The sequence below is a fragment of the Actinoplanes sp. NPDC051537 genome (assembly GCF_055586105.1).
In genome coordinates, this window is record NZ_JBVJIU010000008.1 from 125,259 (window position 1) to 149,443 (window position 24,185).

Annotated in this window: 27 protein-coding genes; 14 read left to right on the top strand and 13 right to left on the bottom strand. The window is 70.2% G+C overall.

Annotated features, from left to right (window positions below; genetic code table 11):
• Nucleotides 1–101 precede the first annotated feature (101 nt).
• A complete protein-coding gene (locus ACZ6TB_RS20835; RefSeq protein ID WP_465556182.1) occupies nt 102–473 on the top strand; it encodes a hypothetical protein in 372 nt (123 codons plus the stop codon).
• Nucleotides 474–477: 4 nt separating this feature from the next.
• On the opposite strand, the gene ACZ6TB_RS20840 is transcribed toward ACZ6TB_RS20835, so the two are convergent.
• From ACZ6TB_RS20840 to ACZ6TB_RS20855, 4 genes are all read right to left on the bottom strand, one after another.
• On the bottom strand, nt 478–1,464 hold the full coding sequence (locus tag ACZ6TB_RS20840) for a pectinesterase family protein (RefSeq protein WP_465556183.1): 987 nt from the start codon (nt 1,462–1,464) through the stop codon (nt 478–480).
• 73 nt (nt 1,465–1,537) lie between these two features.
• Nucleotides 1,538–2,590: a glycoside hydrolase family 43 protein gene (locus tag ACZ6TB_RS20845; protein ID WP_465556184.1), complete on the bottom strand. Its 1,053-nt coding sequence runs from the start codon at nt 2,588–2,590 to the stop codon at nt 1,538–1,540.
• A gap of 52 nt (nt 2,591–2,642) precedes the next feature.
• Nucleotides 2,643–3,719 (bottom strand): DNA glycosylase AlkZ-like family protein, encoded by a 1,077-nt coding sequence (locus ACZ6TB_RS20850; RefSeq protein ID WP_465556185.1) that lies wholly within the window; start codon nt 3,717–3,719, stop codon nt 2,643–2,645.
• A 1,684-nt stretch (nt 3,720–5,403) separates the two neighbouring features.
• The gene (locus ACZ6TB_RS20855) at nt 5,404–6,312 is read right to left on the bottom strand and encodes a hypothetical protein (protein WP_465556186.1); all 909 of its coding nucleotides are present in this window, start codon (nt 6,310–6,312) and stop codon (nt 5,404–5,406) included.
• Here ACZ6TB_RS20855 and ACZ6TB_RS20860 point away from each other — a divergent pair.
• Nucleotides 6,289–6,765, top strand: a complete 477-nt coding sequence (locus ACZ6TB_RS20860) for a MarR family winged helix-turn-helix transcriptional regulator (protein ID WP_465556187.1) — start codon at nt 6,289–6,291, stop codon at nt 6,763–6,765. The genes ACZ6TB_RS20855 and ACZ6TB_RS20860 overlap by 24 nt on opposite strands.
• 32 nt (nt 6,766–6,797) lie before the next feature.
• Here ACZ6TB_RS20860 and ACZ6TB_RS20865 read toward each other — a convergent pair whose 3' ends face one another.
• Together ACZ6TB_RS20865 and ACZ6TB_RS20870 are read right to left on the bottom strand one after the other, a co-directional pair.
• Nucleotides 6,798–6,989 carry a DUF397 domain-containing protein gene (locus ACZ6TB_RS20865; protein ID WP_465556188.1) on the bottom strand — a complete coding sequence of 64 codons (192 nt, stop codon included), beginning with the start codon at nt 6,987–6,989 and terminating at the stop codon, nt 6,798–6,800.
• A 9-nt stretch (nt 6,990–6,998) separates the two neighbouring features.
• Nucleotides 6,999–7,841: a helix-turn-helix domain-containing protein gene (locus ACZ6TB_RS20870; RefSeq protein ID WP_465556189.1), complete on the bottom strand. Its 843-nt coding sequence runs from the start codon at nt 7,839–7,841 to the stop codon at nt 6,999–7,001.
• Between the two features lie 120 nt (nt 7,842–7,961).
• Here ACZ6TB_RS20870 and ACZ6TB_RS20875 point away from each other — a divergent pair, with 120 nt between their 5' ends.
• Nucleotides 7,962–8,183 carry a hypothetical protein gene (locus tag ACZ6TB_RS20875; protein ID WP_465556190.1) on the top strand — a complete coding sequence of 74 codons (222 nt, stop codon included), beginning with the start codon at nt 7,962–7,964 and terminating at the stop codon, nt 8,181–8,183.
• On the opposite strand, the gene ACZ6TB_RS20880 is transcribed toward ACZ6TB_RS20875, so the two are convergent.
• From ACZ6TB_RS20880 to ACZ6TB_RS20900, 5 genes are all read right to left on the bottom strand, one after another.
• A complete protein-coding gene (locus tag ACZ6TB_RS20880) occupies nt 8,180–8,788 on the bottom strand; it encodes a hypothetical protein (RefSeq protein ID WP_465556191.1) in 609 nt (202 codons plus the stop codon). The two genes, ACZ6TB_RS20875 and ACZ6TB_RS20880, sit on opposite strands and share 4 nt — an antisense overlap.
• 310 nt (nt 8,789–9,098) lie before the next feature.
• Nucleotides 9,099–10,049: a helix-turn-helix domain-containing protein gene (locus tag ACZ6TB_RS20885; protein ID WP_465556192.1), complete on the bottom strand. Its 951-nt coding sequence runs from the start codon at nt 10,047–10,049 to the stop codon at nt 9,099–9,101.
• A gap of 20 nt (nt 10,050–10,069) precedes the next feature.
• The gene (locus ACZ6TB_RS20890) at nt 10,070–10,375 is read right to left on the bottom strand and encodes a hypothetical protein (RefSeq protein WP_465556193.1); all 306 of its coding nucleotides are present in this window, start codon (nt 10,373–10,375) and stop codon (nt 10,070–10,072) included.
• 71 nt (nt 10,376–10,446) lie between these two features.
• A complete protein-coding gene (locus ACZ6TB_RS20895; protein WP_465556194.1) occupies nt 10,447–11,553 on the bottom strand; it encodes a type III PLP-dependent enzyme in 1,107 nt (368 codons plus the stop codon).
• Nucleotides 11,553–12,068 carry a helix-turn-helix domain-containing protein gene (locus ACZ6TB_RS20900; RefSeq protein WP_465556195.1) on the bottom strand — a complete coding sequence of 172 codons (516 nt, stop codon included), beginning with the start codon at nt 12,066–12,068 and terminating at the stop codon, nt 11,553–11,555. Before ACZ6TB_RS20900 ends, ACZ6TB_RS20895 begins: the two co-directional genes overlap by 1 nt.
• Before the next feature lie 112 nt (nt 12,069–12,180).
• Between ACZ6TB_RS20900 and ACZ6TB_RS20905 the strand changes: the two genes are divergently transcribed.
• Together ACZ6TB_RS20905 and ACZ6TB_RS20910 are read left to right on the top strand one after the other, a co-directional pair.
• Nucleotides 12,181–13,143 carry an NADH-quinone oxidoreductase subunit B family protein gene (locus tag ACZ6TB_RS20905; RefSeq protein WP_465556196.1) on the top strand — a complete coding sequence of 321 codons (963 nt, stop codon included), beginning with the start codon at nt 12,181–12,183 and terminating at the stop codon, nt 13,141–13,143.
• A 361-nt stretch (nt 13,144–13,504) separates the two neighbouring features.
• On the top strand, nt 13,505–13,975 hold the full coding sequence (locus ACZ6TB_RS20910; RefSeq protein ID WP_465556197.1) for a hypothetical protein: 471 nt from the start codon (nt 13,505–13,507) through the stop codon (nt 13,973–13,975).
• On the opposite strand, the gene hypB is transcribed toward ACZ6TB_RS20910, so the two are convergent.
• Together hypB and hypA are read right to left on the bottom strand one after the other, a co-directional pair.
• Nucleotides 13,968–14,645 (bottom strand): hydrogenase nickel incorporation protein HypB, encoded by a 678-nt coding sequence (gene hypB, locus ACZ6TB_RS20915; RefSeq protein WP_465556198.1) that lies wholly within the window; start codon nt 14,643–14,645, stop codon nt 13,968–13,970. The genes ACZ6TB_RS20910 and hypB overlap by 8 nt on opposite strands.
• 1 nt (nt 14,646) lies before the next feature.
• Nucleotides 14,647–14,976, bottom strand: a complete 330-nt coding sequence (gene hypA, locus ACZ6TB_RS20920; protein ID WP_465556199.1) for a hydrogenase maturation nickel metallochaperone HypA — start codon at nt 14,974–14,976, stop codon at nt 14,647–14,649.
• A 152-nt stretch (nt 14,977–15,128) separates the two neighbouring features.
• Between hypA and ACZ6TB_RS20925 the strand changes: the two genes are divergently transcribed.
• Genes ACZ6TB_RS20925 through hypF form a run of 9 tightly spaced genes read left to right on the top strand, consistent with a single transcriptional unit; the run spans nt 15,129 to nt 24,180 of the window.
• Nucleotides 15,129–16,139, top strand: a complete 1,011-nt coding sequence (locus ACZ6TB_RS20925) for an NADH-quinone oxidoreductase subunit B family protein (protein ID WP_465556200.1) — start codon at nt 15,129–15,131, stop codon at nt 16,137–16,139.
• Entirely contained in the window at nt 16,136–17,887 is a 1,752-nt protein-coding gene (locus tag ACZ6TB_RS20930) for a nickel-dependent hydrogenase large subunit (protein ID WP_465556201.1), read from the top strand. The genes ACZ6TB_RS20925 and ACZ6TB_RS20930 overlap by 4 nt, the downstream gene beginning before the upstream one ends.
• A complete protein-coding gene (locus ACZ6TB_RS20935) occupies nt 17,888–18,334 on the top strand; it encodes a hypothetical protein (protein ID WP_465556202.1) in 447 nt (148 codons plus the stop codon).
• Entirely contained in the window at nt 18,331–19,110 is a 780-nt protein-coding gene (locus ACZ6TB_RS20940) for a DUF5947 family protein (protein WP_465556203.1), read from the top strand. Before ACZ6TB_RS20935 ends, ACZ6TB_RS20940 begins: the two co-directional genes overlap by 4 nt.
• Nucleotides 19,107–19,748 (top strand): DUF6084 family protein, encoded by a 642-nt coding sequence (locus ACZ6TB_RS20945; RefSeq protein WP_465556204.1) that lies wholly within the window; start codon nt 19,107–19,109, stop codon nt 19,746–19,748. The genes ACZ6TB_RS20940 and ACZ6TB_RS20945 overlap by 4 nt, the downstream gene beginning before the upstream one ends.
• Nucleotides 19,745–20,980: a hypothetical protein gene (locus ACZ6TB_RS20950; protein WP_465556205.1), complete on the top strand. Its 1,236-nt coding sequence runs from the start codon at nt 19,745–19,747 to the stop codon at nt 20,978–20,980. The genes ACZ6TB_RS20945 and ACZ6TB_RS20950 overlap by 4 nt, the downstream gene beginning before the upstream one ends.
• Nucleotides 20,974–21,096, top strand: coding sequence for a DUF6893 family small protein (locus tag ACZ6TB_RS20955; RefSeq protein WP_465556206.1), 123 nt, complete (start codon nt 20,974–20,976; stop codon nt 21,094–21,096). Before ACZ6TB_RS20950 ends, ACZ6TB_RS20955 begins: the two co-directional genes overlap by 7 nt.
• The gene (locus ACZ6TB_RS20960) at nt 21,093–21,578 is read left to right on the top strand and encodes a hydrogenase maturation protease (protein ID WP_465556207.1); all 486 of its coding nucleotides are present in this window, start codon (nt 21,093–21,095) and stop codon (nt 21,576–21,578) included. The genes ACZ6TB_RS20955 and ACZ6TB_RS20960 overlap by 4 nt, the downstream gene beginning before the upstream one ends.
• 1 nt (nt 21,579) lies before the next feature.
• Entirely contained in the window at nt 21,580–24,180 is a 2,601-nt protein-coding gene (gene hypF / locus ACZ6TB_RS20965; protein ID WP_465556208.1) for a carbamoyltransferase HypF, read from the top strand.
• Nucleotides 24,181–24,185 lie beyond the last annotated feature (5 nt).

Here is a 24,185-nt window from a genome sequence, read left to right on the forward strand (position 1 = left end):
GGTCGACGGAGGGCTCGTAGTCGATCTCGACGGACTTGATGTGCGGCCGGTGTCCGCGCGGGCCATGCATGGTCGACGCACAAGCACCGAGGGGAGATGTGATGGCCGAGATGGACGTGGCACTCAAGGACGCGATGCAGATCAGCGGGGCGATCGGGGTCGCGCTCGTCGACCACACCAGCGGCATGGCGCTGGGCACCGTCGGCGGCAGCAAGGACTTCGACCTCACCACCGCCGCGGCGGCCAACACCGATGTGATCCGGGCCAAGCTGCGCACGATGGAGATGCTCGGCCTGCACGAGGAGATCGAGGACGTGCTGGTCACGCTGGACACGCAATATCACCTGATCCGGCCGCTCAAGGCCCGGTCGGGTCACGGCCTGTTCCTCTACCTCGCGCTCAGCAAGGACCGGGCCAATCTCGCGATGGCCCGGCACCAGCTGCGCAACATCGAGGCGGCGTTGGACATCTAGGGAGCTACGGCTGTACGGGATTCCAGCCGTCGGCGCCGGCCAGGTACCGCTGCGAGGTGTAGTTGGCCGCGGTGGACGCGCTCATCTGCGGCCGGTCCGACGTGCCCTGGGTCTTGCCCGCGCCCGAGTTGTTGTACTCGGTGAACCGGCACGTCTTCCAGGAGAAGCCGCTCATGTCCTGCCAGGCCCCGGCCTGCCGGATGTGACCGCCGAGCGCGGAGTCGCGGACCAGCACCTGGCCGATCGCGTCGGCGGCGCCACCCGCGTGCCAGCAGCGGCCGAGGGCGACGGTCTGCGACGCCGCGCTCGAGGACAGCGTCGAGCGGGTGATCAGAATGCCGTACGCGTTGGACGCGTTGGTCGCCGCCGCCGTGATGTAGCCGTTGTTGCTGCTGCCGCGGTCGAGCGAGCGGATCGTCGAGCTGTCGATGACCAGGGCGCCGTTGCCGTAGATGAAGTCGACCGCGCCCTCGATGTAGCTCTTGTAGACGTACTGCCGGACCTGCTTGCTGCCGGTGCCGCCCCAGGAGAGGAACGTGTCCTGGTAGCCGAGCAGCCGCACGTTCCGGTAGACCTGCCGATCGCCGCCGGCGTAGAGGGCCAGGGCCTGGATCCCCGAGCCGTACGTGTTGGCGATGGTCAGACCGGTGATGCTGGTGTTCGCGGCCAGGTTGAGCACGGTGGCGCTGCCGGATGCGCCGCCCGACCCCTGGGGCGTGTTGCCGGTGATGACCACGTCGGTGGCCGTTCCGGTGGCGCCCTTGATCGTGATGCCGGACTTCGAGGCCGGGATCGAGACCTGGCCGCGGTAGGTGCCGGCCTTGACCGAGATCGTGTCGCCGGAGACCGCCTTGGCCAGGGCGGCCTGGATGGTGGTGTAGTTGCCCGAGCCGTCGGCGGCCACCGTGATGGTGGTGGCCGCTTGCGCGGGGACCGCTGCCGCGGCGACTGCCAGCGCGGCGGTGAGCAGGATGATCGTGGGACGACGCATGGGGGACCCTCCCCGGGCGTTCCCACGCCGCCCGGATGCCTTTCTTCTTATCGATGACTATGGATGCGTCATCCTACTCGAAGAACTTCAGACCGAAACCCGTGCTGGTGGTGGCGCCCGGCACATTGGCACGGCTGTAGGTGACGTTTCCCCACCAGCAGAAGGTGCCGGTGTACCAGTAGCGGTTCGACCACGAGTACGGCGTGCCCTTCGGGACGGCGTGGAACATCAGCGGGAACCGGGGGCCGGCCGGCGGGCTGGTCGCGATGTCGCCGTTGAGCAGCACGAAACTGTGGCTGCCGGGCCCGTTCACGTACAGCGTCGGGTCCCAGCCGGCCATCATCGTGGCCCGGTTCGAGCCGAACAGGCAGCCGTTCGACTTGTACCAGTCCCAGACGTACGTCGGATCGCCGCCGGCCCGCAGGCGCACCTCGCCGAGGCAGTACTGGTCGCTCCACGAGCCGTTCGCCGAGTACACGATGTGCAGCTGGCCGTTCGGGTCCTTGATCGGGTTCGGCGCCTCGTTGATGTACGGGTTGCCGACGACCCGCTCCCAGCTCTCGCGCGGCTGGCTGATGATGTAGCGCGCGCCGGTCGGTGCGGTCGGCGAGCTCATCCGGGCGAGGTAGAGGTTCTGCTCGACGTTGGTGTCGCCGGCCCAGCCCGACCAGACGAACCAGCGCTGGCCGTTGAACGTGAACATCGTGCCGTCGATCGCCCACTTGTCGCCGGGCAGGGCGAGCTGCGTCTCGGACGTGTACCCGCCGTTCGCGGTGGGCGAGCTGATCACGTACATCCGATGGTTGGATCCGGCCCCGGCCGAGAAGTAGATGTAGTAGCGGCCCGAGTCGTACACGATCTCGGGCGCCCAGACCTCGCCGTGCCCACGGCTGTCGGCCCAGACCTGCCGGGCGGCGGCGCCCGCCAGCGCGTCGGTGGACGCGGCCATCCGTACGGAGATGCCGCCGCCGGTGGACTGCGCGGAGATGTACGTGCTCCCGATCCGGATCACGCTGGGATCGGCGGCCCGCAGGCTGGTCTGCGCGGCGTCGGCGCCGCTCGCCACGACGAGCGTGCTCGTGATACTCGCTATCGCGGCCACTACTCCGATGATGAGCTTCCGCATATCTTTAGCATTGTTTACAAAGTTATGACGGTCAATGTCACAACGGGCAGAGTCAGGCGGCGATCGAGCCGACCGGCTCCAGACCGAGCCAGTCCGCGAGCTCGGCAAGCTCGCGACCCACGGCGGCCTCGTCGACGGCGATGTCCTCGTGGATGGCGTCGACCCGCAGCACGCCCGCCTTCCGGTCGGCGGTGGCGTCGACCTTGCCCACCAGCCGGTCACCGTCCAGAATCGGCAGCGCCCAGTAGCCCCACTTCCGCCGCGACGCCGGCTTGTACATCTCCAGCTGGTAGTCGAACTCGAACAGCTCGGCGGCCCGCTTGCGGTCGAAGACGAGGCGGTCGAGCGGGGACAGCAGCGCGACCCGCCCCTCGAACGGCTGGTCCAGCTGGGCCGGATCCACCCGCCACTTGCCCCGCACCCCTTCGATCTCGGCCGTCTCCCCCACGAACGGCTCGACCTGCTCGGGCCGCCCCCGCACCAGACCCATCGCGGTCAGCTCACGCTCGTCCCTTTGGCGAAGGGCCTCCTGGAGTGGCACCACCGGGTCGTCCGGGTAGACGCGCTCGGCCAGATCCCAGAGCCGTTCCCCCCGGCGCCGCCCCGACAGCGCGACCTCGCCCCGCTGCACCATCTGATCGAGGAGACGGTCGAGGTTGCGATTGTTGTTCCAGCCGCTCGACCGCCAGGGCACCGCGCACGTGTCCGGCAGCTCCTTGATCGAGAGCGGCCCGCCGGCGTCGAGCCGGGCCAGCACGTCGCGGCGGCAGGCATCGTTCGCGCGTACCCAATCGCGAATTTCCTCCTGCCAGACCCGCAGCCGCCCGACGCCCGGCCAGGAGGCCATCTCGGCCCGATAGAGCGCAATATCCTCGGCCGGCCGAATCATCCCGCGAAGCTCGATAAGACTCCGACCCGCGAGGGCGGCGGTCAGGTCGGCCGGCGAGTACGCGGACCCGATCCGGCTCCAGCAGACGAGGTGCGCGCTGGGAGCGACCGCCGCGGTGGGGTCGTTCTGAAGAAGCGTGAGCCCGTGCACGACATCGAGAAGCCCGTCGGGCCGGGCGGCATCAAGCAGTTGAGCCCGAACCGAAATGCGGCGCGCCTCCGCCCGGGAGATCTTGTGCATGACCATCGACCCTAGTCTTGGGTGCTCTCGGGGCTGCGCCGCCTCGCCCTTGGTCGGCTGCCTCGCCCTGGCAACCTTGTCGCACGCCGTGCCCGGCCGTTGCGAGCCCGGCCGTTGCGAGCCCGGCCGTTGCGTGCCCGGCCGTTGCGTGCCCGGCCGTTGCGTGCCCGGCCGTTGCGTGCCCGGCCGTTGCGTGCCCGGCCGTTGCGTGCCTGTTCCCACCCCGAACTGGGTGGGGCCACGTTAGCGCCGGCCTACGACAATTTCCCGCACTCCGTCCACAGGGCGCGCGGCGACGCTCGTGGCCGGCCGGCTCTGAGGGCGGGGCTGATTGGTCACATGGCGTCCCGTGCCGTCACACCTGCCGCGCAATCTAGTGCCGCCGCGCGCCGCCCTCGGCTGCGACCTCAGCCCACCCCGAACTGGGTGGGGCGACACTAGCGTCGCACTACGACAGTTCCGCGGAGAATCCACAGGGGGCATCCAGGCGGCCGCCAAAGGATCGGGTCCTCGCCGGCTACGCCCATCCTCGATCCGCACGACCCACCGTCGGCGACAAGGCCCGGGCCGGCAGATGCCTCGGTCGACGGCCCCGAGAGCACGCCTCGTGACACGCCGGAAAATTGCGCCGATCACGTATTCGGGAAATGTCTCGCGGGTCTCCCGAATGGCATGATCGAATACTTACCGCGCGGCAGCGGAAGGCGGGAAAATTGTGTATGCGGCAGATTCAATTGTTCACTCCAGCTGAATCGGCCGCGATGCGTGACCGCAGCAGATCTCGCGCCTGGTCACCGGTGAGTGACCGATTTCGGCGCGATCATGAGCGGCACCGGCAGTGGGGTTTGGCACACCGGCACGCCGCCCGTCTGCGCCGGGCCCGCGAGGCGGCCGTGGCCGATGAACGCGCTTCGCCCCCATCGACCGGCATCGACCGCGCAGCCGAGGGGAGCCGCAGTCCGATCGCTGCCAGGCCTGCGGTATCCCAGCCATCAGTGGCCCAACCAGCAACGCTGCCCACGCCCACCGCGACCGTGACGCCTTCGGCCCAGGCCGAATTGACACCCGCGGCATCGACGCCGGCAACATTCGCGACGCCGGCCGAAGCAGCAGCCACAACCTCAACGCCCGCCCCACCCGCGACGCCGGCCGAAGCAGCAGCCACAACCTCAACGCCCGCCCCACCCGCGACGCCGGCCGAAGCAGCCTCAGCATCCACGGCGGATGTCGACCCATCGCCGGCCGCCGCGCCGCCCACGCGGACGACGACGGCGTCGGCCGAACCGGTGGCCACCACCCGGTCGCCGGAACCCGATTCGCCACCGGCTCGCACATTTCCGCTTTTCCGGCCGCCGCTATCTCGCCGCCGTCGCCGCTGCCGAATCCCGCCCGAGAAGAGGCGCGAAAACGGCCGGATATGCAACCGTGCGCCGCCCGGCCCGAAACGGTGACGACATCCCACACCGCCTCCCTGGCGGCACATGCACCGAACCGACCCACACATCGATCACAAGTGCCGCAATTCCTACGCGCCGTCCGCACCGCCGCCCCGCAAGCCGACCCCCACCCGAACTGGGTGGGGCGACATTAACGCCGACCTACGACAATTTCCGCGCGCCATCCACAGGACGCCGCCCCGAACCCAGCCCCACCCCGAACTGGGTGGGGCCACGTTACGGCCGGGCTACGACATTTCTGGGGCGATATCCACAGGGTGCACGGCCGCGGCTGCCTCCGGGGCGGCCGTGGGATCGACGCCGGTCAGGAAAGCGTCCGCATTGTCCCGAATGCGGACCGCCCCCAACGCATCGGCCCACCGGGACACCTCGGTCGCCAGGGCGAGCGCGGCCTCTTCGTTGCCCGCGTCGCGAGCCAGCACGGCCAGCAAAAGCTGCTGGGACAGCGTGCCGGTCACCTTTCCGGCGGCGGCGCCCAAAGCGGTCGCTTGCTGCCAGCGGGCCAGCGCCGCCTTGTGGTTGCCGTTGTCGTGGTCGTGGTCGCCCAGGTGTCGCAAGGCCTCGCGGGCCAGCAAGTCGTCGCCGGCGGCCGCGGCCAACGCTGCCTCGTAATGGGGCGGGGCGGCGGCTCGGTCGGCCCGCAAGTTGTCGGCTACCAGGCCCCGATACATCGCGGCCCAGCCGGCCGCGACCGTATCGGGGGCCGTTCGGCGCAGGTCTTCGGCGCGGCGTTCGAGGTCGGTGATCGCGTCGGGGTCCTTGCCCCACGGGCCCGGTTCGAAAGATCCGCCGGGTGGGTGGATCAGTCGCAGGTAGTCGTTGCGTAACCGCAGGAAGTCCAGCTGCCAACCGGTCGCGCCGGACTTCTCGGCGGTGGTGATTCGTTCGCCGGCGCCGTCGGTGCCTGCCCACCAGTCCTGCTCCAGGGCCACCTCGGCGGCGGCCAGGGCGATTGCGGGATCCGTCTCCGGTACGGCGTCGAGCAGCGCCAGTGCTCGGGTCCAGCGTCCGGCGAGGGACAGGTCGATGGCCGCGGCCGCGATTTCGCTTGTCATGGCGCCGACGGTAGTTTTGCCGAAAACTATCCACAAGAAAACTACCTGGAGGGCCGCATGGACGGGCCGGTCGACGCGCATGTGGAGGTCTGGAGCCGGGAGCTGGCGTGGCTGGACCCGCTCACCGAGGCGATCACCGTGCGGCTCTCGACGTTGTCGCGGCGGCTCACCCAGTCGCGCAAGCGGGCGCTGGCCGGGAGCGGGTTCAAGTTGTGGGAGTTCAAGATCGTGCTGAACCTGCGCCGGCTGGGCAAGCCGTACGCGACCAGCCCCTCGCTGCTCGCGGACGCGATGGGGTTGACCCGGGGCGCGCTGTCGGTTCGGCTCGCGCCGCTCGAAGAGGCGGGGCTCATCGTGCGCACGCACGACACCGACGATCGCCGGCGGGTGGAGGTGCGGCTGACCGATGCCGGCTACGACGCGTTCGAGCGGCACGCCGCGGCCGAGAACCGGGACGAGCGCGACATGCTCGCACCGCTCACGCCGCAGGAGCGACGCACGCTCGATGCGCTGCTGCGGAAGCTGGTCTTATGAGACGGATCTTATGGGACGAAAAGAAGCTGGTCTTATGAGACGGCGAACTCGTCGTCCTTCACGCCGCCGGTGAAGGCCGCCCACTCGTCGAGGGTGAAGGCAAGCGTCGGCCCCGAGCGGTCCTTGCTGTCACGGACCTGGATCGTGGCGCCGACGCGGCGGACCTCGACGCACTGGCCGTTGCCGCCGCTGCGCGTGCTCTTGCGCCAGTTCTGGTCGAGCATCCTGTACTCCTAGGGCTGCTGCTGCGCATCGCGAATGCTTGCGATGATCGCAGCTGACTCGGATGGCGACAACGCCGACGAGCGCAGATCGTTGAAGACGGTCGTGCAGCGCTCTACGTCAGCACCCTCAGCGTAAAGGTCACCGGTCAAGCCTTCGATGTAAACCACTCCTTCGTGGTCGGGGAAGCTGAGGATCGCGAAGGACGAGAGCATCGACGCGTACGCGCCCTCCCGGAACGGTATGACCTGAAGCGTCACGTTCCACCGGTCGGCCGCCTCGAGCAGCACCGTGAGCTGGTCGCGCATGACGGCCAGGCCGCCGATCTGCCGATGCAGCACGGCCTCGTCGAGCACGGCGATCAGCTTCAGGCCGCCGTCGTGGACCCGCTTCTGGCGTTCCATCCGTACGGTGACCCGCTGCTCGACACCCTCGGGGGTGGGCCGAAGCGCGTCCGAAGAGGTCATCGCCCGGGCATAGGCCTCGGTCTGCAGCAGGCCCGGCACCACGATCGTCTCGAAGTTCTGCATCTGATCGGCCGCCGACTCGAGCCCGATGTACTGCCGGTAGGCCTGCGGCAGGTCACCGAACTTCGCCCACCAGCCGCGCTGCTTTCCCTCGCGGGCCATCGACAGGAGCGTCTCGCGCAGCTCGGGGTCGCCGACGCCGTACAGGTCGAGCAGCGCCGTGAGCGCCGGGCCCTTGATGCCCACCCGCCCGGACTCGATGCGCCGCAGCGTGCTCGCCGACACCTCGATGACGTCGGCGGCGCGCTCGGTCGGCACCCGGGCCTCGTCGCGGAGCCGGCGCAACTGGGCGCCGAGCTGGAAGCGCACGAACGTCGGACTGTCCACGCGCGCATTGTGCCCGATCAATGCCGCACGTTCACTCTTTGCGGTGACACCATCCACCTCCGTAATTGACCGCCTAAAAATGCGCGCGCAAAATGAGCGGACACGACGGAAGGAGAGGTCGTGCTCCGCGGGTCGGACCACTCCCCCGAACGACCGTCCTGGCGCTGCCGGAACTGCGCCGTCCCGTGGCCGTGCGATGCGGCCCGCGACGACCTGACCGCCCGGATGGACCGGGTCGCGCTCGCCATCCACATGTGGTCGGAGCTCGACCACGCGGCATGCGACCTGCCGGAGGGCTCACCGACGGAGCTCTTCGACCGATTCATCCACTGGACGCATTAAGCCGTCCATTGCCACGACGACGGCGCGCGCAGCTCGCCGAGGTCGGCGCGGCCCGTGCAGTACAGCAGCGTCGGCCACGGGTCGAACCCGGCCGGCGCCGCCGGGAACAGACGGCCGAGCGCCCGGCCGCACAGGTCGGCCGGCGGCGCCCACGAGAGATCGAGCCCCGAAGCCACATCGTGCGTGTGCACGAGGACCTCGACCACGCCCATGGCCGCAAAGCCGCTCGGGTCGGACGGGCCGTAGTTGTGGAACGACATGCGGTCGGCCGGGACGGTCTCGACCAGCGCGGCCAGCATCGCCCCGCACGCCTCGAGCACCTGGAGCAGGCCGGCCGGTCCGTCGGCCGGGTCGACGAAGACGGTCAGCGGCAGGCCGTCCGGCCGGTCGCGGCGCCAGCCGAACGGGACGTGGGTGGTCACCGACGGCTTGGCCGGAGCGATCTGGGCCGCGTACGCGAAAAGATCGTCGGCCATGTGCTCGACGGTTTCCCAGCAGCTCCAGGTGAGCCCGCCGGCCGGCGTCGACGTCCAGTCCCGGTCGGTGGCCGCGGCGAGAGTGTCGAGCGCGAGACCGACGGCCCGCCGGATTTCAACGGCGTTCATGAGGGCAACCGTAGTGGGGCGATCGGTGTCCACTTCGCGCCATGGCGCGATGGCGGCATTTCCGGGGCTGTTGGCGGACCGTCAATGTCCTGAAAATTTGTACCGCTGCCCCCGCGCTCACCGATGAGGAGATCTCGACATGGGGCTGCCGCTGACCCCGGCCGCACCCGCCCGCGCGACCACCCCCGCGCCGGCGACAACGCCTCCCACCGACGACGTCGTCCGCACGCCCCCGCGGGCGGCGCCGGGTGCGCGGCGACGGTGCGGCCGGGCTTTTTAAGGGGTCGGCCACGGTGATCCCGATCGGTGGTTACAGCCATCCCCGGCGCGCGGCCTGGAAGGCCAGGCCCGGCCGGCTGTCCACGCCGGCCACGGCCATCAGGCGGTCGAGCCGCCGCTGGACCGTCCGCTTGCTCACGCCGAGGTGGGTGGCGATCGACTTGTCCGGCATCCCGGCCACCACCAGCGACAGCAGCAGCCGGTCCGGCTCCTCGGGCCCGCCGTCGGGCTGGACCGGGGTCGCGCGCTCCCAGTAGCTCTCGAACAGGGCGATCAGCGCGCCCAGCAACTCCCCCGACCGGATCAGCGCCGCCGTCGGCTCGCCCACGCCACGGGCATCGTCGGGCACCAGGGGGCAGAGCGCCAGCGCACGGTCGGCTATCGCGAGGCGTACGGGAAGAACCGGAAGAGTGCGCGCCCGCTCGCCGAGCCGGACCGCCTCGAGGATGCCCGCCAGTTCGTCCGGTTTCTCCAGCAGCTCCCGCTCGTAGATCGCCCGGTAGCGCACCCCGCGGGTCAGCGCGTTGTTCTCCTCGGCGTTGTCCGGGCCCAGCATGGCCAGCGGGTTGGCCCGGCAGAACCAGAGAATCTCGTCGCGCGCGCCGTCCTGGATCTCGCGGATCCGTTCCCGCAGCGGGCCGGCGCCGACGACGATCTCGACCAGGTGCTCGACGCTGCGGCGACGGGTGCTCGAGCGGTACTCCTCGCTGAGCGCCGCGACCATCTGCCGGGCCGACTCCAGCGCCTCCTGCTCGCGCAGCAGCACCTCGCCGAGGGCCAGATCGGGCGGCAGCGCGTGGTAGAGCGTGGGGCCGCCCGAGGCCAGGCCCTTGCGCCGCAACGTCTCCAGCAGGACGGCCGCCTCGTCCAGACCGATCCCGGCCTGCCCGGCGAGCTCGTCCACGCCTGCCCCGGACATCCGCACGAGCAGCCGGTAGGCGTGCTCCTCGGAGGCGGGCAGCAGATCCAGCCGCTCAACCACGCGGCCCACTGTACGAACGCTTACCAGTTGTTCAACTCGGGGTGGTCGATGCCACGGACATACGGGGCATTCAGGTATTCGTGGGAGTCGAGGCGGATCTGGCCCACGCCGTGACAGGTCGGGCACGCGTCGACCGCGGCGGTTCGCGAGCCGGGCACGATCAGGTCGTGGCGGAACTCGCCGGTCGCCCGGCAGGACGGGCACCAGATCCAGCCGTCGCGGAGGATCGGGTCGCGCCGGTCACGCCACCGGGACGAGCGGCGATGGGCGACGGTGAGGGCAACGACGAGCACCACCGCGACAACCGCGTAAAGCACCAGAGTCATGCGCGCACCTCGATCCTCACTCGGGGTTCGCACATCGTTATTGACGAATAGACCTAGGTGGAATCGACCGTTCAGGGGAGGCGTGGGGGGACCACGATAGTCCGTAAGGGTGGAAAACCGTTGAAGCTCACGGACGCATATGTGGCGGTATAGGCGCCGGTGCCGTGAATCTGCACGCGATCGCCGGGACGCAACGCCAACGGCAGCTCGTAATGGGCGTTCTGGTAGAGGATGTCGACGCTGTCGCAGGTCGGTCCGGCGAGGATCACCGGCGCGGTCGGTGCGCCGTCGTGCGGCGTGCTGAGCCGGTATTGGATGGCCTCGTCCTCGGTCTCGGCCAGGCCGCCGAACCGGCCCACGTCGAGGTAGACCCAGCGCGGCTCGTTCGCGTAGGACTTGCGGGAGACCAGCACGACCTCGGTGTGCAGGACGCCGCAGGGTGCCGCGATGTACCGGCCCGGTTCGATCATCAGATCGGGGCGGTGGGCGGGGAAATGCCGATCAACGGCGGAGGCGATGGCCGACGCGTACGCCCCGATGGGTTGAGCCGGCGCCAGATAGTCCACCGGGAACCCACCGCCGCAGTTGAGCAGCCGCAGCACGATGCCGTCCTCGCGCAGGCGCGCGAAGAGGCCGGCCGCCTCGGCGATGCTCGGCTCCCAGCGGCCGGGGTCGAGCTGCTGCGATCCCACGTGGAAGCACACGCCCGCCGGGTCGAGGCCATGGCGTGCCGCGTACCGGATCAGGTCGATCGCCATCTCGGGCGCGCATCCGAACTTGCGGCTCAGCGGCCACAACGCGCCCTTGCTGGAGGCGAGCACCCGGCAGATCACCGTGGCGCCGGGCGCGTTCGCCGCCAGCTTCTCCAGCTCGCCGAGGCTGTCGAAGGCGAAGACACGGACACCTTTCCCGTACGCGTACCCGATGTCCTCGGCCTTCTTGATGGTGTTGCCGAAGGACAGCCGGTCCGGGGACGCGCCCGCGGCGAGGCAGAGGTCGACCTCGTTGCGCCCGGCCACGTCGAAGTGGCAGCCGGCCGCGACCAGCTCGCGCAGCAGGACCGGCTCGGGGTTGGCCTTGATCGCGTAGTAGACCGGCGTGCCCGCGAACGCGGCCGCGATCTTCCGGTACTGCTCGACCGCGACGTCGACGTCGACGAGCAGGTAGGGAGTCTCCATCAGTGGAACGGCTCCCCGAACGTCTCCCGGATGCGGTAGAGATCGCGCAGCCGCGGCTCGGTGCTGCCGGCCACCCAGCGCCCGATCGTCTTGGTCGAGACGTCGAGCCGGCGGGCGGCGGCCTCCATGGTCAGCCCCTCGTCGCGCAGCCGGCCCTGGAGCCAGGCCGCGAAGGACTGCGCGGCCCGCGGCGTCGCGGGCTCGGCGATGGGGCGCGTCGCGGGCGAGGTCGGCACCGGGAGGCGGGCCGGACTCGTCTCCGGCGCGAACAGGACGTCGACCTCGGCCGCGTCCGGGAAGATGCGCAGCGAGACCTGGATGGTGCCGGCCTCGCCGGCGCCCTCGAGCAGCACCTCGGCCACCCGCTCGCCGAGGATGCGGATGTCCTCGTCGGACACGGTCGAGCCGGTGAGCTGCCGGCGGACGAAGTCGCGGACGTCGGGAAGCGCGGCCGGGCGCGCCGGGAACGCCTGCGCCACCACCTCGACCGGCAGGATCTCGACGTTCTCCTGCATTGAGCCTCCCGTCGACAGAATGCCGTCCCCCGGCAGCTTACGGTGACCGGGTACCACCGATCGAGTGACGAGGGCCTTTCCTCTCGCCGCCGACCGGCATAGAGTGCGCGCGATGGAGCCGGTCCTGCACATCCTGTGGATGAACGGCGGCCTGAGCTGCGACGGAGAGTCGGTGGCGCTGACCGCCGCGACTCAGCCCAGCATCGAGGAGATCGTCGCGGGGGCCCTGCCGGGCCTGCCGCCGATCGCGATGCACTGGCCCTACTTCGACTTCGACAGCGGCCCCGACCAGGGTTCGGGCAGCTTCATCGAGTGGTGGCACCGGGCCGACCGGGGCGAGCTCGAGCCGTTCATCCTGATCGTCGAGGGCTCGGTGCCGGACGAGACGAACAAGGCCGAGGGCTACTGGTCCGGGTTCGGCAACGACCCGGAGACCGGGCAGCCGATCTCGGCCGGCGAGTGGCTGGACCGGCTCGCGCCCAAGGCCACCGCGGTGATGGCGGTGGGCACCTGCGCGGCGTACGGCGGGGTGCACGCGATGGCCGGGAACCCGACCGGCGCCATGGGCGTGCCCGACTACCTGGGCTGGGACTGGCGGTCGAAGGCGGGACTGCCGATCGTCTGCGTGCCGGGCTGCCCCACGCAACCGGACAATCTCGCCGAGACGATCCTGCAACTGCTCTACCAGATGTCGGGGCAGGCGCCGGAAATCGCGCTGGACGAGTCGCTGCGGCCGAAGTGGCTGTTCGAGTCGACCGTGCACGCGGGGTGCGACCGGGCGTCCTATTACGACCAGAGCGACTTCGCGACCGGGTACGGCTCGACCAACTGCCTGGTGAAGGTCGGCTGCTGGGGTCAGGTCGTGCGGTGCAACGTGGCCAAGCGCGGCTGGATCAACGGCGTGGGCGGCTGCCCGAACGTGGGCGGCATCTGCATCGCCTGCACGATGCCCGGCTTCCCGGACAAGTTCATGCCGTTCATGGAGGCGCCGGCCAGCGCGGCGGCCGAGACGCCCGGCTACGCGCCCCTGATCCGCACTCTCCGCGGCTTCACGCTGCGGGTCGCCACCCGCTGAGCACCTAGTCCCATGCCATCGCCCAGTAGCGGCGGGTACCGCGAGCCCGGCGCGACGACACCGGACACAACTGTCCGGTCGGGCCGCTGACCTGGCGTTTCTCTCGTCCGGCGGGAAAGTCCTTCGCTCCACAACTGGGTGGACAGAAGCGGGTCTGGTGCGACTCCCCCACGTCGGGCAGCCTGGTCACCACGCCGGATACAACCGGCTACGCGGTGTGACCCCCGCCGCGACGGCCCCCGACGACTCAAGAGGTGGGACTGCCTTGCTCTGGCAACGACTCTCGACGCGAAGAGCGCTCACCGCGGCGCCCATGGAGTGCTCCTGGGGCAGCCGCTCCCACCGTGCACCGCACGTTCCGATGGTGGTCCGCGAGCCCGAGGCGGGCTGGTGGGCCGAACAGGCGCGGCAGACGGTCACGGTGGCCGCGGTCCGGGAGAGCGACGCCGCCTGGCACCCCGAGATGGTGGTGGCCCGGCTGGCCCGCCTCGCCGTCGACGACGCGCTCCTGGTGGTCTTCGGGTCGAGCGCCCGGTCGGTGCAGCACGCGATGGTCGCCGAGCTGCGCGTCCGGCTGCCCCGGCAGGAGGTCGTGCCGATGCGGGTGCGCCACCGCCATCACGACCTGCTGCGCGACGCGGCCGCGGCGGAGCGCCTGCTCGACGCCGGCCGGCTGCCGGTGGTGGTCACCCCGCTCGCGACGCTGAACGACGTGACCGCGGAGATCACGAGCTTCCTGCGCGCCGACCGGGTGCTGCGGGTGCTGCGCACGAGCGCGGGCGCCGACCTGTGCCAGGTGTGGCAGCGGCACGCGGAACCCAGCGTCAACTAGCGCGCAACCAGTCGAGCCAGGCGTCCATGTTGTCCCCGCGGGTCGCCGACAACGACACCAGCTCCGCCTTCGGGTTCACCGAAGCCACGTGTTCCCGGCAGGCGGCGAGATCGAAGTCCACGTACGGCATCAGATCGACCTTATTGACCACCACCAGATCGGCAGCAGCGAACATGTATGGATACTTCAGTGGTTTGTCGGTGCCCTCGGTCACCGAGATGACCACGACCCTCCCCCGTTCCCCCAAGTCGAACAACGCCGGGCAGACCAGGTTCCCCACGTTCTCCACGAAGAGCAGGGAGTTCCGCTCGGGCGTCAAGTGCTCCACGGCGTCGCGCAACATGGCCGCGTCGAGATGGCAGCCGGCCCCCGTGTTGACCTGCACCACCGGGCAGCCGGTGCGGCGGATCCGCTCGGCGTCCAACCGCGTCTCCTGATCGCCCTCGACGACCGCGACCGGGCCGGGCAGCTCGCGGATCGTGCGCTCGAGCAGCGTGGTCTTGCCCGATCCCGGCGAGCTCATCAGGTTGATCGCCGTGATCCCCATTTCCGCGAGGAGCTCCCGGTTCGCGGCGGCGATGAGGTCGTTCTTCGCGAGCACCTTCTGCTCGAGGGTGATCTCCTCGTGCTCATGCCCGTGGGTATGTCCGCACCCGCAGGTCGCGCACATCTCAGCCCACCTCCATCGAGACGATCTGCAACTCGCGCCCGGACGTGACGTCGAGGTCGGCGCTGCCGCACGGGCAGAGCAGAATCAGGTCGGGCAACTCCACCACCTCGCCGCAGACCCGGCACCGACCCGCGCCGGACCGCTCCTCGATCTCGAGCCGGGCGCCGTCCGCGACCGTGCCCTCGACGGCCAGGTCGAAGCAGAATCGCATGGCCGCCGGCACCACCGCCGTCAATGCTCCAATACGGACAGTGACGCGGTGCACCCGGCGGCCCGCGGCTTTCTCGCACACCGCGTCCACGATGCTCTCGGCTATCGACAGCTCGTGCATGACCCATGCCCCGGATAGGTGGTGATCTACGGAACGGATTGACATTGTCACACGCCGCAGGGCTAAGGTGTTACCTGCCTCACACGTACGGGCCGAGCGTCGACCCCAGTGCCGCCAGGGGTCAGGGACGACCCCGGAGAGACGGGTCTTCCATGCCAGACGATCCCCTCATCCATGTCTTGTGGATCAATGCGGGCCTGAGCTGCGACGGAGACTCGGTCGCGCTGACCGCGGCCACTCAGCCGAGCGTCGAGGAGATCGCCCTCGGCGCTCTTCCCGGTCTGCCCCGCATCGCCGTGCACTGGCCGCTCATCGATTTCGAGTGCGGGCCGGCCGGCGGCGCCGACGATTTCCTCTCGTGGTTCTTCAAGGCCGACCGCGATGAGCTCGAACCGTTCGTTCTGGTCGTCGAGGGCTCGATCCCGGACGAGTCGCTGCACGCCGAGGGCTACTGGTCGGGGTTCGGCAACGACCCGTCGACCGGCCAGCCGATCACGACGAGTGAGTGGCTCGACCGGCTCGCGCCCAAGGCCACCGCCATCGTGGCGGTCGGCACCTGCGCGACGTACGGCGGAATCCACGCGATGGCCGGCAACCCGACGGGCGCCATGGGCGTACCCGATTATCTGGGTTGGCAGTGGAAGTCGAAGGCCGGCATCCCGATCGTGTGTGTGCCCGGCTGCCCGATCCAGCCGGACAACCTCTCCGAGACGCTGACCTACCTGCTCTATCAGGCCACCGGTCAGGCGCCGATGATCCCGCTCGACGACGCGCTCCGCCCGTCCTGGCTGTTCGGCATGACCGTGCACGAGGGCTGCGACCGCGCCGGCTACTACGAGCAGGCCGACTTCGCGACCGAGTACGGCTCGCCCAAGTGCATCGTGAAGCTGGGCTGCTGGGGACCGGTCGTGAAGTGCAACGTGCCCAAGCGCGGCTGGCTCAACGGCGTCGGCGGCTGCCCGAACGTGGGCGGCATCTGCATCGGCTGCACGATGCCCGGCTTCCCCGACAAGTTCATGCCGTTCATGGACGAGCCGCCCGGCGGCCGCCTGTCGACCACGGCCGTCGGCTGGTACGGCGCCACCATCACCCGGCTGCGCAAGATCACCACGCACACCCTGGACCAGGAGCCCAAGTGGCGGCACCGAAAGGTTAGGACATGACCGAATTAGTGGAAATGTCCTGGGATCCGATTACGCGCATCGTCGGCAGCCTCGGCATCTACACCAAGATTGACTTCGCCAACAAGACCGTGGCCGAGTGCAAGAGCACCAGCTCGATCTTCCGCGGCTACTCCATCTTCATGAAGGGCAAGGACCCGCGGGACGCCCACTTCATCACGAGTCGCATCTGCGGCATCTGCGGCGACAACCACGCCACCTGCTCCTGCTATGCGCAGAACATGGCGTACGGCGTGAAGCCCCCGCATCTGGGCGAATGGATCGTGAACCTGGGCGAGGCCGCCGAGTACATGTTCGACCACAACATCTTCCAGGAGAACCTGGTCGGGGTGGACTACTGCGAGAAGATGGTCGCCGAGACCAACCCGGGCGTGCTCGAGCAGGCCAACCGCACCGAGGCCCCGCACGCCGGCACGCACGGCTACCGCACCATCGGCGACATCATGCGCTCGCTCAACCCGTTCACCGGCGAGTTCTACCGCGAGGCGCTGCAGGTCAGCCGCATGACGCGGGAGATGTTCTGCCTCATGGAGGGCCGGCACGTCCACCCGTCGACGCTCTACCCGGGCGGCGTCGGCACGGTCGCCACGATCCAGCTGATGACCGACTATCTGACCCGGCTCATGCGCTACGTCGAGTTCATGAAGAAGGTCGTCCCGATGCACGACGACCTGTTCGACTTCTTCTACGAGGCGCTGCCCGGCTACGAGCAGGTCGGCAACCGGCGCATCCTGCTCGGCTGCTGGGGCTCCTTCCAGGATCCCGACTCCTGCAACTTCAAGTACGCGGACATGACCGACTGGGGTCGCAAGATGTACGTGACCCCCGGCATCGTGGTCGACGGCAACCTGATCACCACCGACCTGGTCGAGATCAACCTGGGCATCCGCATCCTGCTCGGCTCCTCCTACTACGAGGACTGGACCGACCAGGAGATGTTCGTGTCGCGGGATCCCCTGGGCAACCCGGTCGACCGCCGGCACCCGTGGAACCAGCACACCAACCCGCGCCCGCAGAAGCGCGACCTCGACGGCAAGTACAGCTGGGTGATGTCGCCGCGCTGGTACGACGGGAAGGACTACCTCGCGCTCGACACCGGCGGCGGCCCGCTCGCCCGGCTCTGGACGACCGCGCTGGCCGGCCTGGTCGACATCGGGTACGTGCAGGCGACCGGGTCCTCGGTGAAGATCAACCTGCCGAAGACGGCCCTGAAGGGGCCGGTCGAGTTCGAGTGGAAGATCCCGCGCTGGAGCAACACGATCGAGCGGAACAGGGCGAGGACCTACTTCCAGGCGTACGCGGCCGGCTGCGCCCTGCACTTCGCGGAGAAGGCGCTGGCCGAGATCCGGGCCGGGCGCACCAAGACGTGGGAGCCGTTCGAGGTGCCGGACGAGGGCATCGGTTGCGGCTTCACCGAGGCGGTGCGGGGCGTGCTGTCGCATCACATGGTGATCCGGGACGGGAAGATCGCGAACTATCACCCGTACCCGCCGACGCCGTGGAACGCGAACCCGCGCGACAGCTACGGCACCCCCGGGCCGTACGAGGACGCCGTCCAGGGTCAGCCGATCTTCGAGGAGAACGACCGGGAGCACTTCAAGGGCATCGACATCATGCGTACGGTGCGCAGCTTCGACCCGTGCCTGCCGTGCGGCGTGCACATGTACCTCGGCGGCGGCAAGAAGCTCGAGCTGCTGCACAGCCCCACGCAGTCCGCCGGAGCGCAGTGAGTGGCCGGCACCGACTGGCGGGAGTACGCCGCCCGCATCGACACCCTGCTCCCGACCGCCGGCCCCGACGGCGTCGAGCTCGTACGCACCGTGGCCGACCTCTACGGCGCCGGCCTCGAACGGATGCTCACGCTGCTCCACGACCACGGCGCGCTGTCCGACGAGGCGCTCGACGCGCTGGCCGCCGATGACCTGGTCGCCGGCCTGCTGCTGGTGCACGGCCTGCACCCGCACGACGCACCGACCCGGATCGGCCTGGCGCTGAAGGGCACCGGCGTCGAGCTGATCGAGGTCACCGCCGGCGGCGTGTGCCGCCTGCGGGGCCGCCGCCCGCACGGCCTCGAGCAAATGATCGAGGCCGTCGCCCCCGAGATCACCGCCATCGAGATCGAGGCCCCCAAGCCCCTGATCCCCGTCTCGGCGCTGTTCACCCGGCCGACGCCATGACCGACGACGTCCTCGCCACCCTGCGCCGCGTCGTCCGGCAGCCCCCGAAGGCCGCCGTCGAACGCTGCGAGATGTGCACGGTAGAGATCGACCCGGCCCACGGGCACGTGGTCGACCTGCAGAGCCGGCAGCTGTTGTGCGCTTGCCGGCCCTGTTACCTGCTCTTCACGGACTCGGGGGCGCACCAGCGGTACCGGGCCGTCCCGGACCGCTACGCGGCGGCCGGCTCGGTGTTCGACGAGCGGGCGTGGGAGGAGTTGCAGATCCCGGTCGGGTTGGCATTCCTGTTCTTCAATTCGGCGCTCGGGCGGATGGTCGTGTTGTATCCGGGGCCGGCGGGCGCGACCGAGTCTGAATTGGACGTTTCATCCGCCCCCGCCGCCGCCTCCCCCGCCCTGTTCTGGGTGGGCACCACTGAAGCGCCCACCCATGACAATTCCGAGCGGCCATCCACAGGCGGGCGGATCGAGCTGCGGTTTGCCGGCGCGGCGGACTCAACGGGGCCGGCCGGCCCCACCCCGTCGTGGGCGGGGCCCAGCAAACCACCCGCCTACGACAATTCCGCGCGCGAATCCACAGGCAGCCGCATCGAGCTACAACCCGACGTCGAGGCCCTACTGATCAAGCGCGGGCAAGCGGCGTACGTCGTACCCATCGATGCCTGCTACGAGCTGATCGGGCGCCTCCGCACACTCTGGCGGGGCTTCGACGGGGGCCAACAGGCGCACGCGGCCGTAACCGAGTTCTTCGAGCGGGTCCGGGCGAGGGCGTCGTGAGCGCGTACACCTTCACCATCCTGGATGTCCTGGCCGAGACCTACGCCGCATCCCCGCAGCTCACCTGTCGGCTGCGGATCGAGGAGACCACCGGACGGCGGGTGCACGCGATCGCGCTGCGCAGTCAGGTTCGGATCGAGCCGCAGCGGCGGCGGTACGACGTGGGTGAGGAAGAGGCGCTGCGGGGGCTGTTCGGGGAGCGGGCCCGGTGGGGTGACACGCTCAAGTCGTTCCAGTGGATGCAGGCGAACACGACCGTGCAGGGCTTCAGCGGGTCGACCGAGGCCGAGCTGGCGCTGCCCTGCACGTACGACCTCGAAGTGATCGGCACCCGCTACCTGCACGCGTTGAACGGTGGCGAGGTACCGCTCAACCTGCTCTTCTCGGGCACGATTTTCACCAAGGGCGATGGCGGCTTCGAGGTCGAGCAGGTGCCGTGGGCGTGCGAGGCGCGCTACTCGCTGCCGGTGTCGGTGTGGCGCGACATGATCGACGCCTTCTTCCCGAACTCGGGCTGGCTGCGCGTCAGCTCGGACGTGCTCGACGATCTCGCGGCGTTCCGGGCGCGGCACGACCTGATCAGCTGGGACGAGACCATGCAGCGGCTGCTCGAGGCCGCGAAACGGACGGCGCCGTGAGCGTCGAGGCGGCCCGGGCGGTCGCCGATGCCGTGCTCTACGAGGGATACCTGCTCTATCCCTATCGGGCGAGCGCGGCGAAGAATCGGTCGCGGTGGCAGTTCGGCGTGCTCGGTCCGCCTGCGGCGACCTCGCCGGCCTTCGCGGAATCCCCGAGCATGGTGATGCGGTGTCTGCTGATTCCGTCCGTACGCCCGGGAAGCGTCACCATTCACGTCCGGTTCCTGCAATTGCAGTCCCGCCAGGTGCACGACGTCGACGGGCAGCCGGTCGGGTCCCGGGAACTGGCCGGGGAGACGCTGCTGAGCTGGGACGAAGCCGTCGAGCACGAGGTGTCGTTCGAGGCGAGCCTGGGCGACAAGTCAGACTTTCCGGTTTTCATCCCGGCGGCGACGGACGAGGAACCACCCATCGTGCGCAGGCGGTGGGCGCTGACGGCACGGGTCACCGTCGAGAGCGCCGAGGCGGACGGATACACGCGCCTCACGATCCGCGTGGTCAACGAGCACCCGGAACCCGTCACCAGCAAGGACGAAGCGATCCGGCACTCATTGCTCGGGGCGCATCTGCTGGTCGAGGCGCGTGACGCGGCCTTCGTCTCCATGCAGGATCCGCCGCCCGAGGCCGCCGAGGCCGCCGCACGCTGCGAGCAGGAACGCTGCTGGCCGGTGCTGGCCGGTTCCGACACGTTGCTGCTGGGAGCGCCGATCATCCTGTACGACCACCCGGCCGTCGCCGGGCAGAGCCCAGGCTCGTTGTTCGACGCCACCGAGATCGACGAGATCCTCACGCTGCGGGTCATGACGATGACCGACGACGAGAAGGCCGAGGCCCGTGCGACCGACCCGCGCGCCCGCACGATCGTCGACCGCTGCGACGCGCTGTCCCCGGCCGAGCTGCAGAGCCTGCACGGCACCCGGCTCGACGACACGCCCTGGTGGGATCCGGCCGCCGACGAGCCGGGGCCCGACTCCGTGCTGATCGCCGGGGTCCGGGTCGGCAAGGGCAGCCTCGTGCGGGTCCACCCGAACCGCCGGGCCGACGCGCAGGACCTGTTCTTCGCCGGCCAACTGGCCCGGGTGACCACGGTCGTCTCCGATGTGGACGGCGGCACGCACGTGGCCCTGGTCCTGGTCGACGATCCGGCGTCCGATCTGCACGACTGGTACGGCCGCTATTTCTACTTCGCACCCGACGAGCTCGAACCCATCACCGAGGGGGAGGCATGCTGAAACTCATCGGCGCCCTGACCACGATCGCGGCCGCGGCGGCCGCCGCCTACGCCGCCACGCTGCTGGTCGATTCGCTGCCCGACATCCAGCGCTACCTCAAGATTCGCTCGATGTGAAGATCCTGGTAGCCGGCATCGGCAACCTGTTCCTCGGCGACGACGGCTTCGGCCCCGAGGTGATCCGGCGGCTGGCCGCCGAGGGCCCGCCGCCCGACGGCGTGCGCTTCTACGACTACGGCATCCGCGGCGTGCACCTGGCCTACGACATCCTCTACGACGTCGAGCGGCTGCTGATCGTGGACGCGCTGCCGCTGGGCACGGGCACGCCGGGCGAGCTGGTGGTGCTCGAGGTCGGCCCGGGCGACATCGAGCCGGTCGGCTTCGACGCGCACGCGATGAGCCCGGGGGCGGTGCTCGGCAACGTGGAGCGTCTCGGCGGTCAACTCCCCCCGACGTACGTGATCGGGGTCCGGATCGACACCGTGACCGAGGAGATCGGCCTGACTCCCCGGGTGGAGGCGGCCGTCCCGGCCGCGATGGCGGCCGTGCGCACGCTGCTGGACCGCATCCTGACCGACAAGCCGCTCGGGGGTGTCTGAGATGTGCCTCGGCATACCCGGGCAGGTCGTCGAGATCGTCGACGGCTTCGCGGGGCAGCTCGCGCTCGTCGACGTCGAGGGCGCCAAGCGTCAGGTCAACATCGGCATGCTCGACGAGCCGCCGGACCCGGGTGCGTGGGTGCTCATCCACCTCGGCTTCGCGGTCGAGGTGATCGACGCGCGGGAGGCGTCCCGGGCGATGAGCGGGCTCGAGCTGGTCGGCCAGGCCCGGCGGGTGCGGCGCCGGTTCACGGTGCTGGGGCTCGTGCAGGGCGTCGGGTTCCGGCCGTTCGCCTACGCGACGGCGTCGGCGCTGGCGCTCTCCGGGTCGGTCGCCAACACGGCGGACGGCGTGGTGGTCGAGGTGGAGGGCGAGGCCGAGGCGGTTCACGAGTACGGGATCCGGCTCCGCACCGACGCGCCGCCGCTGGCCATGGTTCTGGACGTCGCCGAGGAGGAGCTGCCGTGGGAAGGGGGCACGGGCTTCACGATCGAGTCGTCCCGGGGCGGCCCGGCGGCGCGGACCCTGGCCTCGCCGGACGTGGCGATCTGCGCCGACTGCCGCCGCGAGCTGAGCGACCCGGCCGACCGGCGGTACCGGCATCCGTTCATCACGTGCACCAACTGCGGTCCGCGGTTCACCATCATCACGGCGCTGCCGTACGACCGGGCGGCGACGACGATGGCGGGGTTCGCGATGTGCCCAGCCTGCGCGGCGGAGTACGCGGACCCGGACGACCGGCGCTTCCACGCCCAGCCGATCGCCTGCCCGTCGTGCGGCCCGACGCTTGAGCTGGTGCTGCGGCCACCGACGGCGGCGCGTGGGGGTGAGCAGAGCGGGAGCACCGCGGCGCGTGGGGGTGAGCAGAGCGGGAGCACGGCGGCGCGTGGGGGTGAGCAGAGCCAGGGCTGGGCGGTCGCGGCGGCTCGGCGGCTGCTGGGGGACGGGAAGATTGTGGCGGTCAAAGGGCTCGGCGGATATCACCTGGCCTGCGACGCACGGAATCCGGCCGCGGTGGCCGAGCTGCGGCGGCGCAAGCGGCGCGGGGGGAAGCCGTTCGCGGTGATGGTGGCCGGCGTGGAGACGGCGCGCGAGCTGGCGACGCTCACCGAGGACGACGAGAGGCTGCTCACCGACGTTCGGCGGCCGATCGTGCTGGTTCCCCGGCGGGGCGACTACGGGGTGGCCGACGAGGTCGCGCCGGACAATCCTGACCTCGGGCTGATGCTGCCCTATACGCCGCTGCACCTGCTGCTCTTCGGGCTGCCGGGCGACCCGCCGGGGCCGGACGCGCTGGTCATGACGTCGGGCAACCTCTCGGGCGAGCCGATCGTCACCGACGACGACGTGGCGCTGGAGAAGCTTGCGCCGATGGTGGACGCCTGGCTGCGGCACGACCGGGCGATCCGGGTGCCGTGCGATGACTCGGTGAGCCGGTACGTCGCGGGGGCCGAGCTGCCGGTGCGGCGGTCGCGGGGGTACGCGCCGCTGCCGATCGCGCTGCCGTTCGAGGTCGGGCCGATCCTGGCGACGGGGGCCGATCTCAAGAACACGTGCGCGGTGGCGAGCGGGCGGTACGCGTGGCTGAGCCAGCACGTCGGCGACATGGACGACCTGTCCACGATCGACGCGCTGACCGCCACCGAGCGGCACCTCGAGGAGCTCACGGGAGTGCGGCCCGAGGTCGTGGTGGCCGATCTGCATCCGGGCTACCGGTCGAGCGACTGGGCCCGGCGGCACGCGGACGGGCGGCCGGTCCGGCGGGTGCAGCATCACCACGCGCACATCGCCTCGGTGATGGCCGAGCACGGGCTGGGGCCGGACGAGCGGGTCATCGGGATCGCGTTCGACGGGACCGGCTACGGCCCGGACGGCGCGGTCTGGGGTGGCGAGCTGCTGATCGCCGACTACAAGTCGTACCAGCGGGCGGCCCGGCTGGCGTACGTCCCGCTGGCCGGCGGTGATGCGAGCGTGCTCCGCCCGTACCGGATGGCGCTCGCGCATCTGCACGCGGCCGGCGTGGCCTGGCACCCGGAGCTCCCGGCCGTGGTGGTCTGCCCGCCCGCCGAGCGTGAGTTGCTCGCCCGGCAGTTCGGCAGCGGCGCCGGGTGTGTGCCGACGTCGAGCATGGGGCGGTTGTTCGACGCGGTGTCGTCGCTGGCGGGGGTGCGGCACACGGTGGAGTACGAGGCGGAGGCCGCGATCGTGCTGGAAGGCCACGCGCGCCTGGCGAACGCGGGACTCGATGACCCGTACAACTTCGAATTGTGCGTGAGTCAGGACGGCCCGGATGTCGCCGACGCCGGTCCGGTGATCCGCCGGATCGCGCGTGATGTTCTCGGCGGAGTGCCGTCACCGGTGATCGCCGCCCGGTTCCACGCCGGGGTGGCCGAGCTGATCGTGGCGCTGGCCGAACGAGCCCGGGAACAGACCGGGCTCGACGTGGTGGCGCTCGGCGGCGGGGTGTTCCAGAACGCGCTGCTGATCGCCATCGCCGTTCGTGACCTGGAGAGACAGGGCTTCACCGTGCTGCGGCCGCGCCTGCTGCCACCCAATGACGGCGGCATCGCGCTGGGCCAGTTGGTGATCGGGTCGTCTTAGGGAGG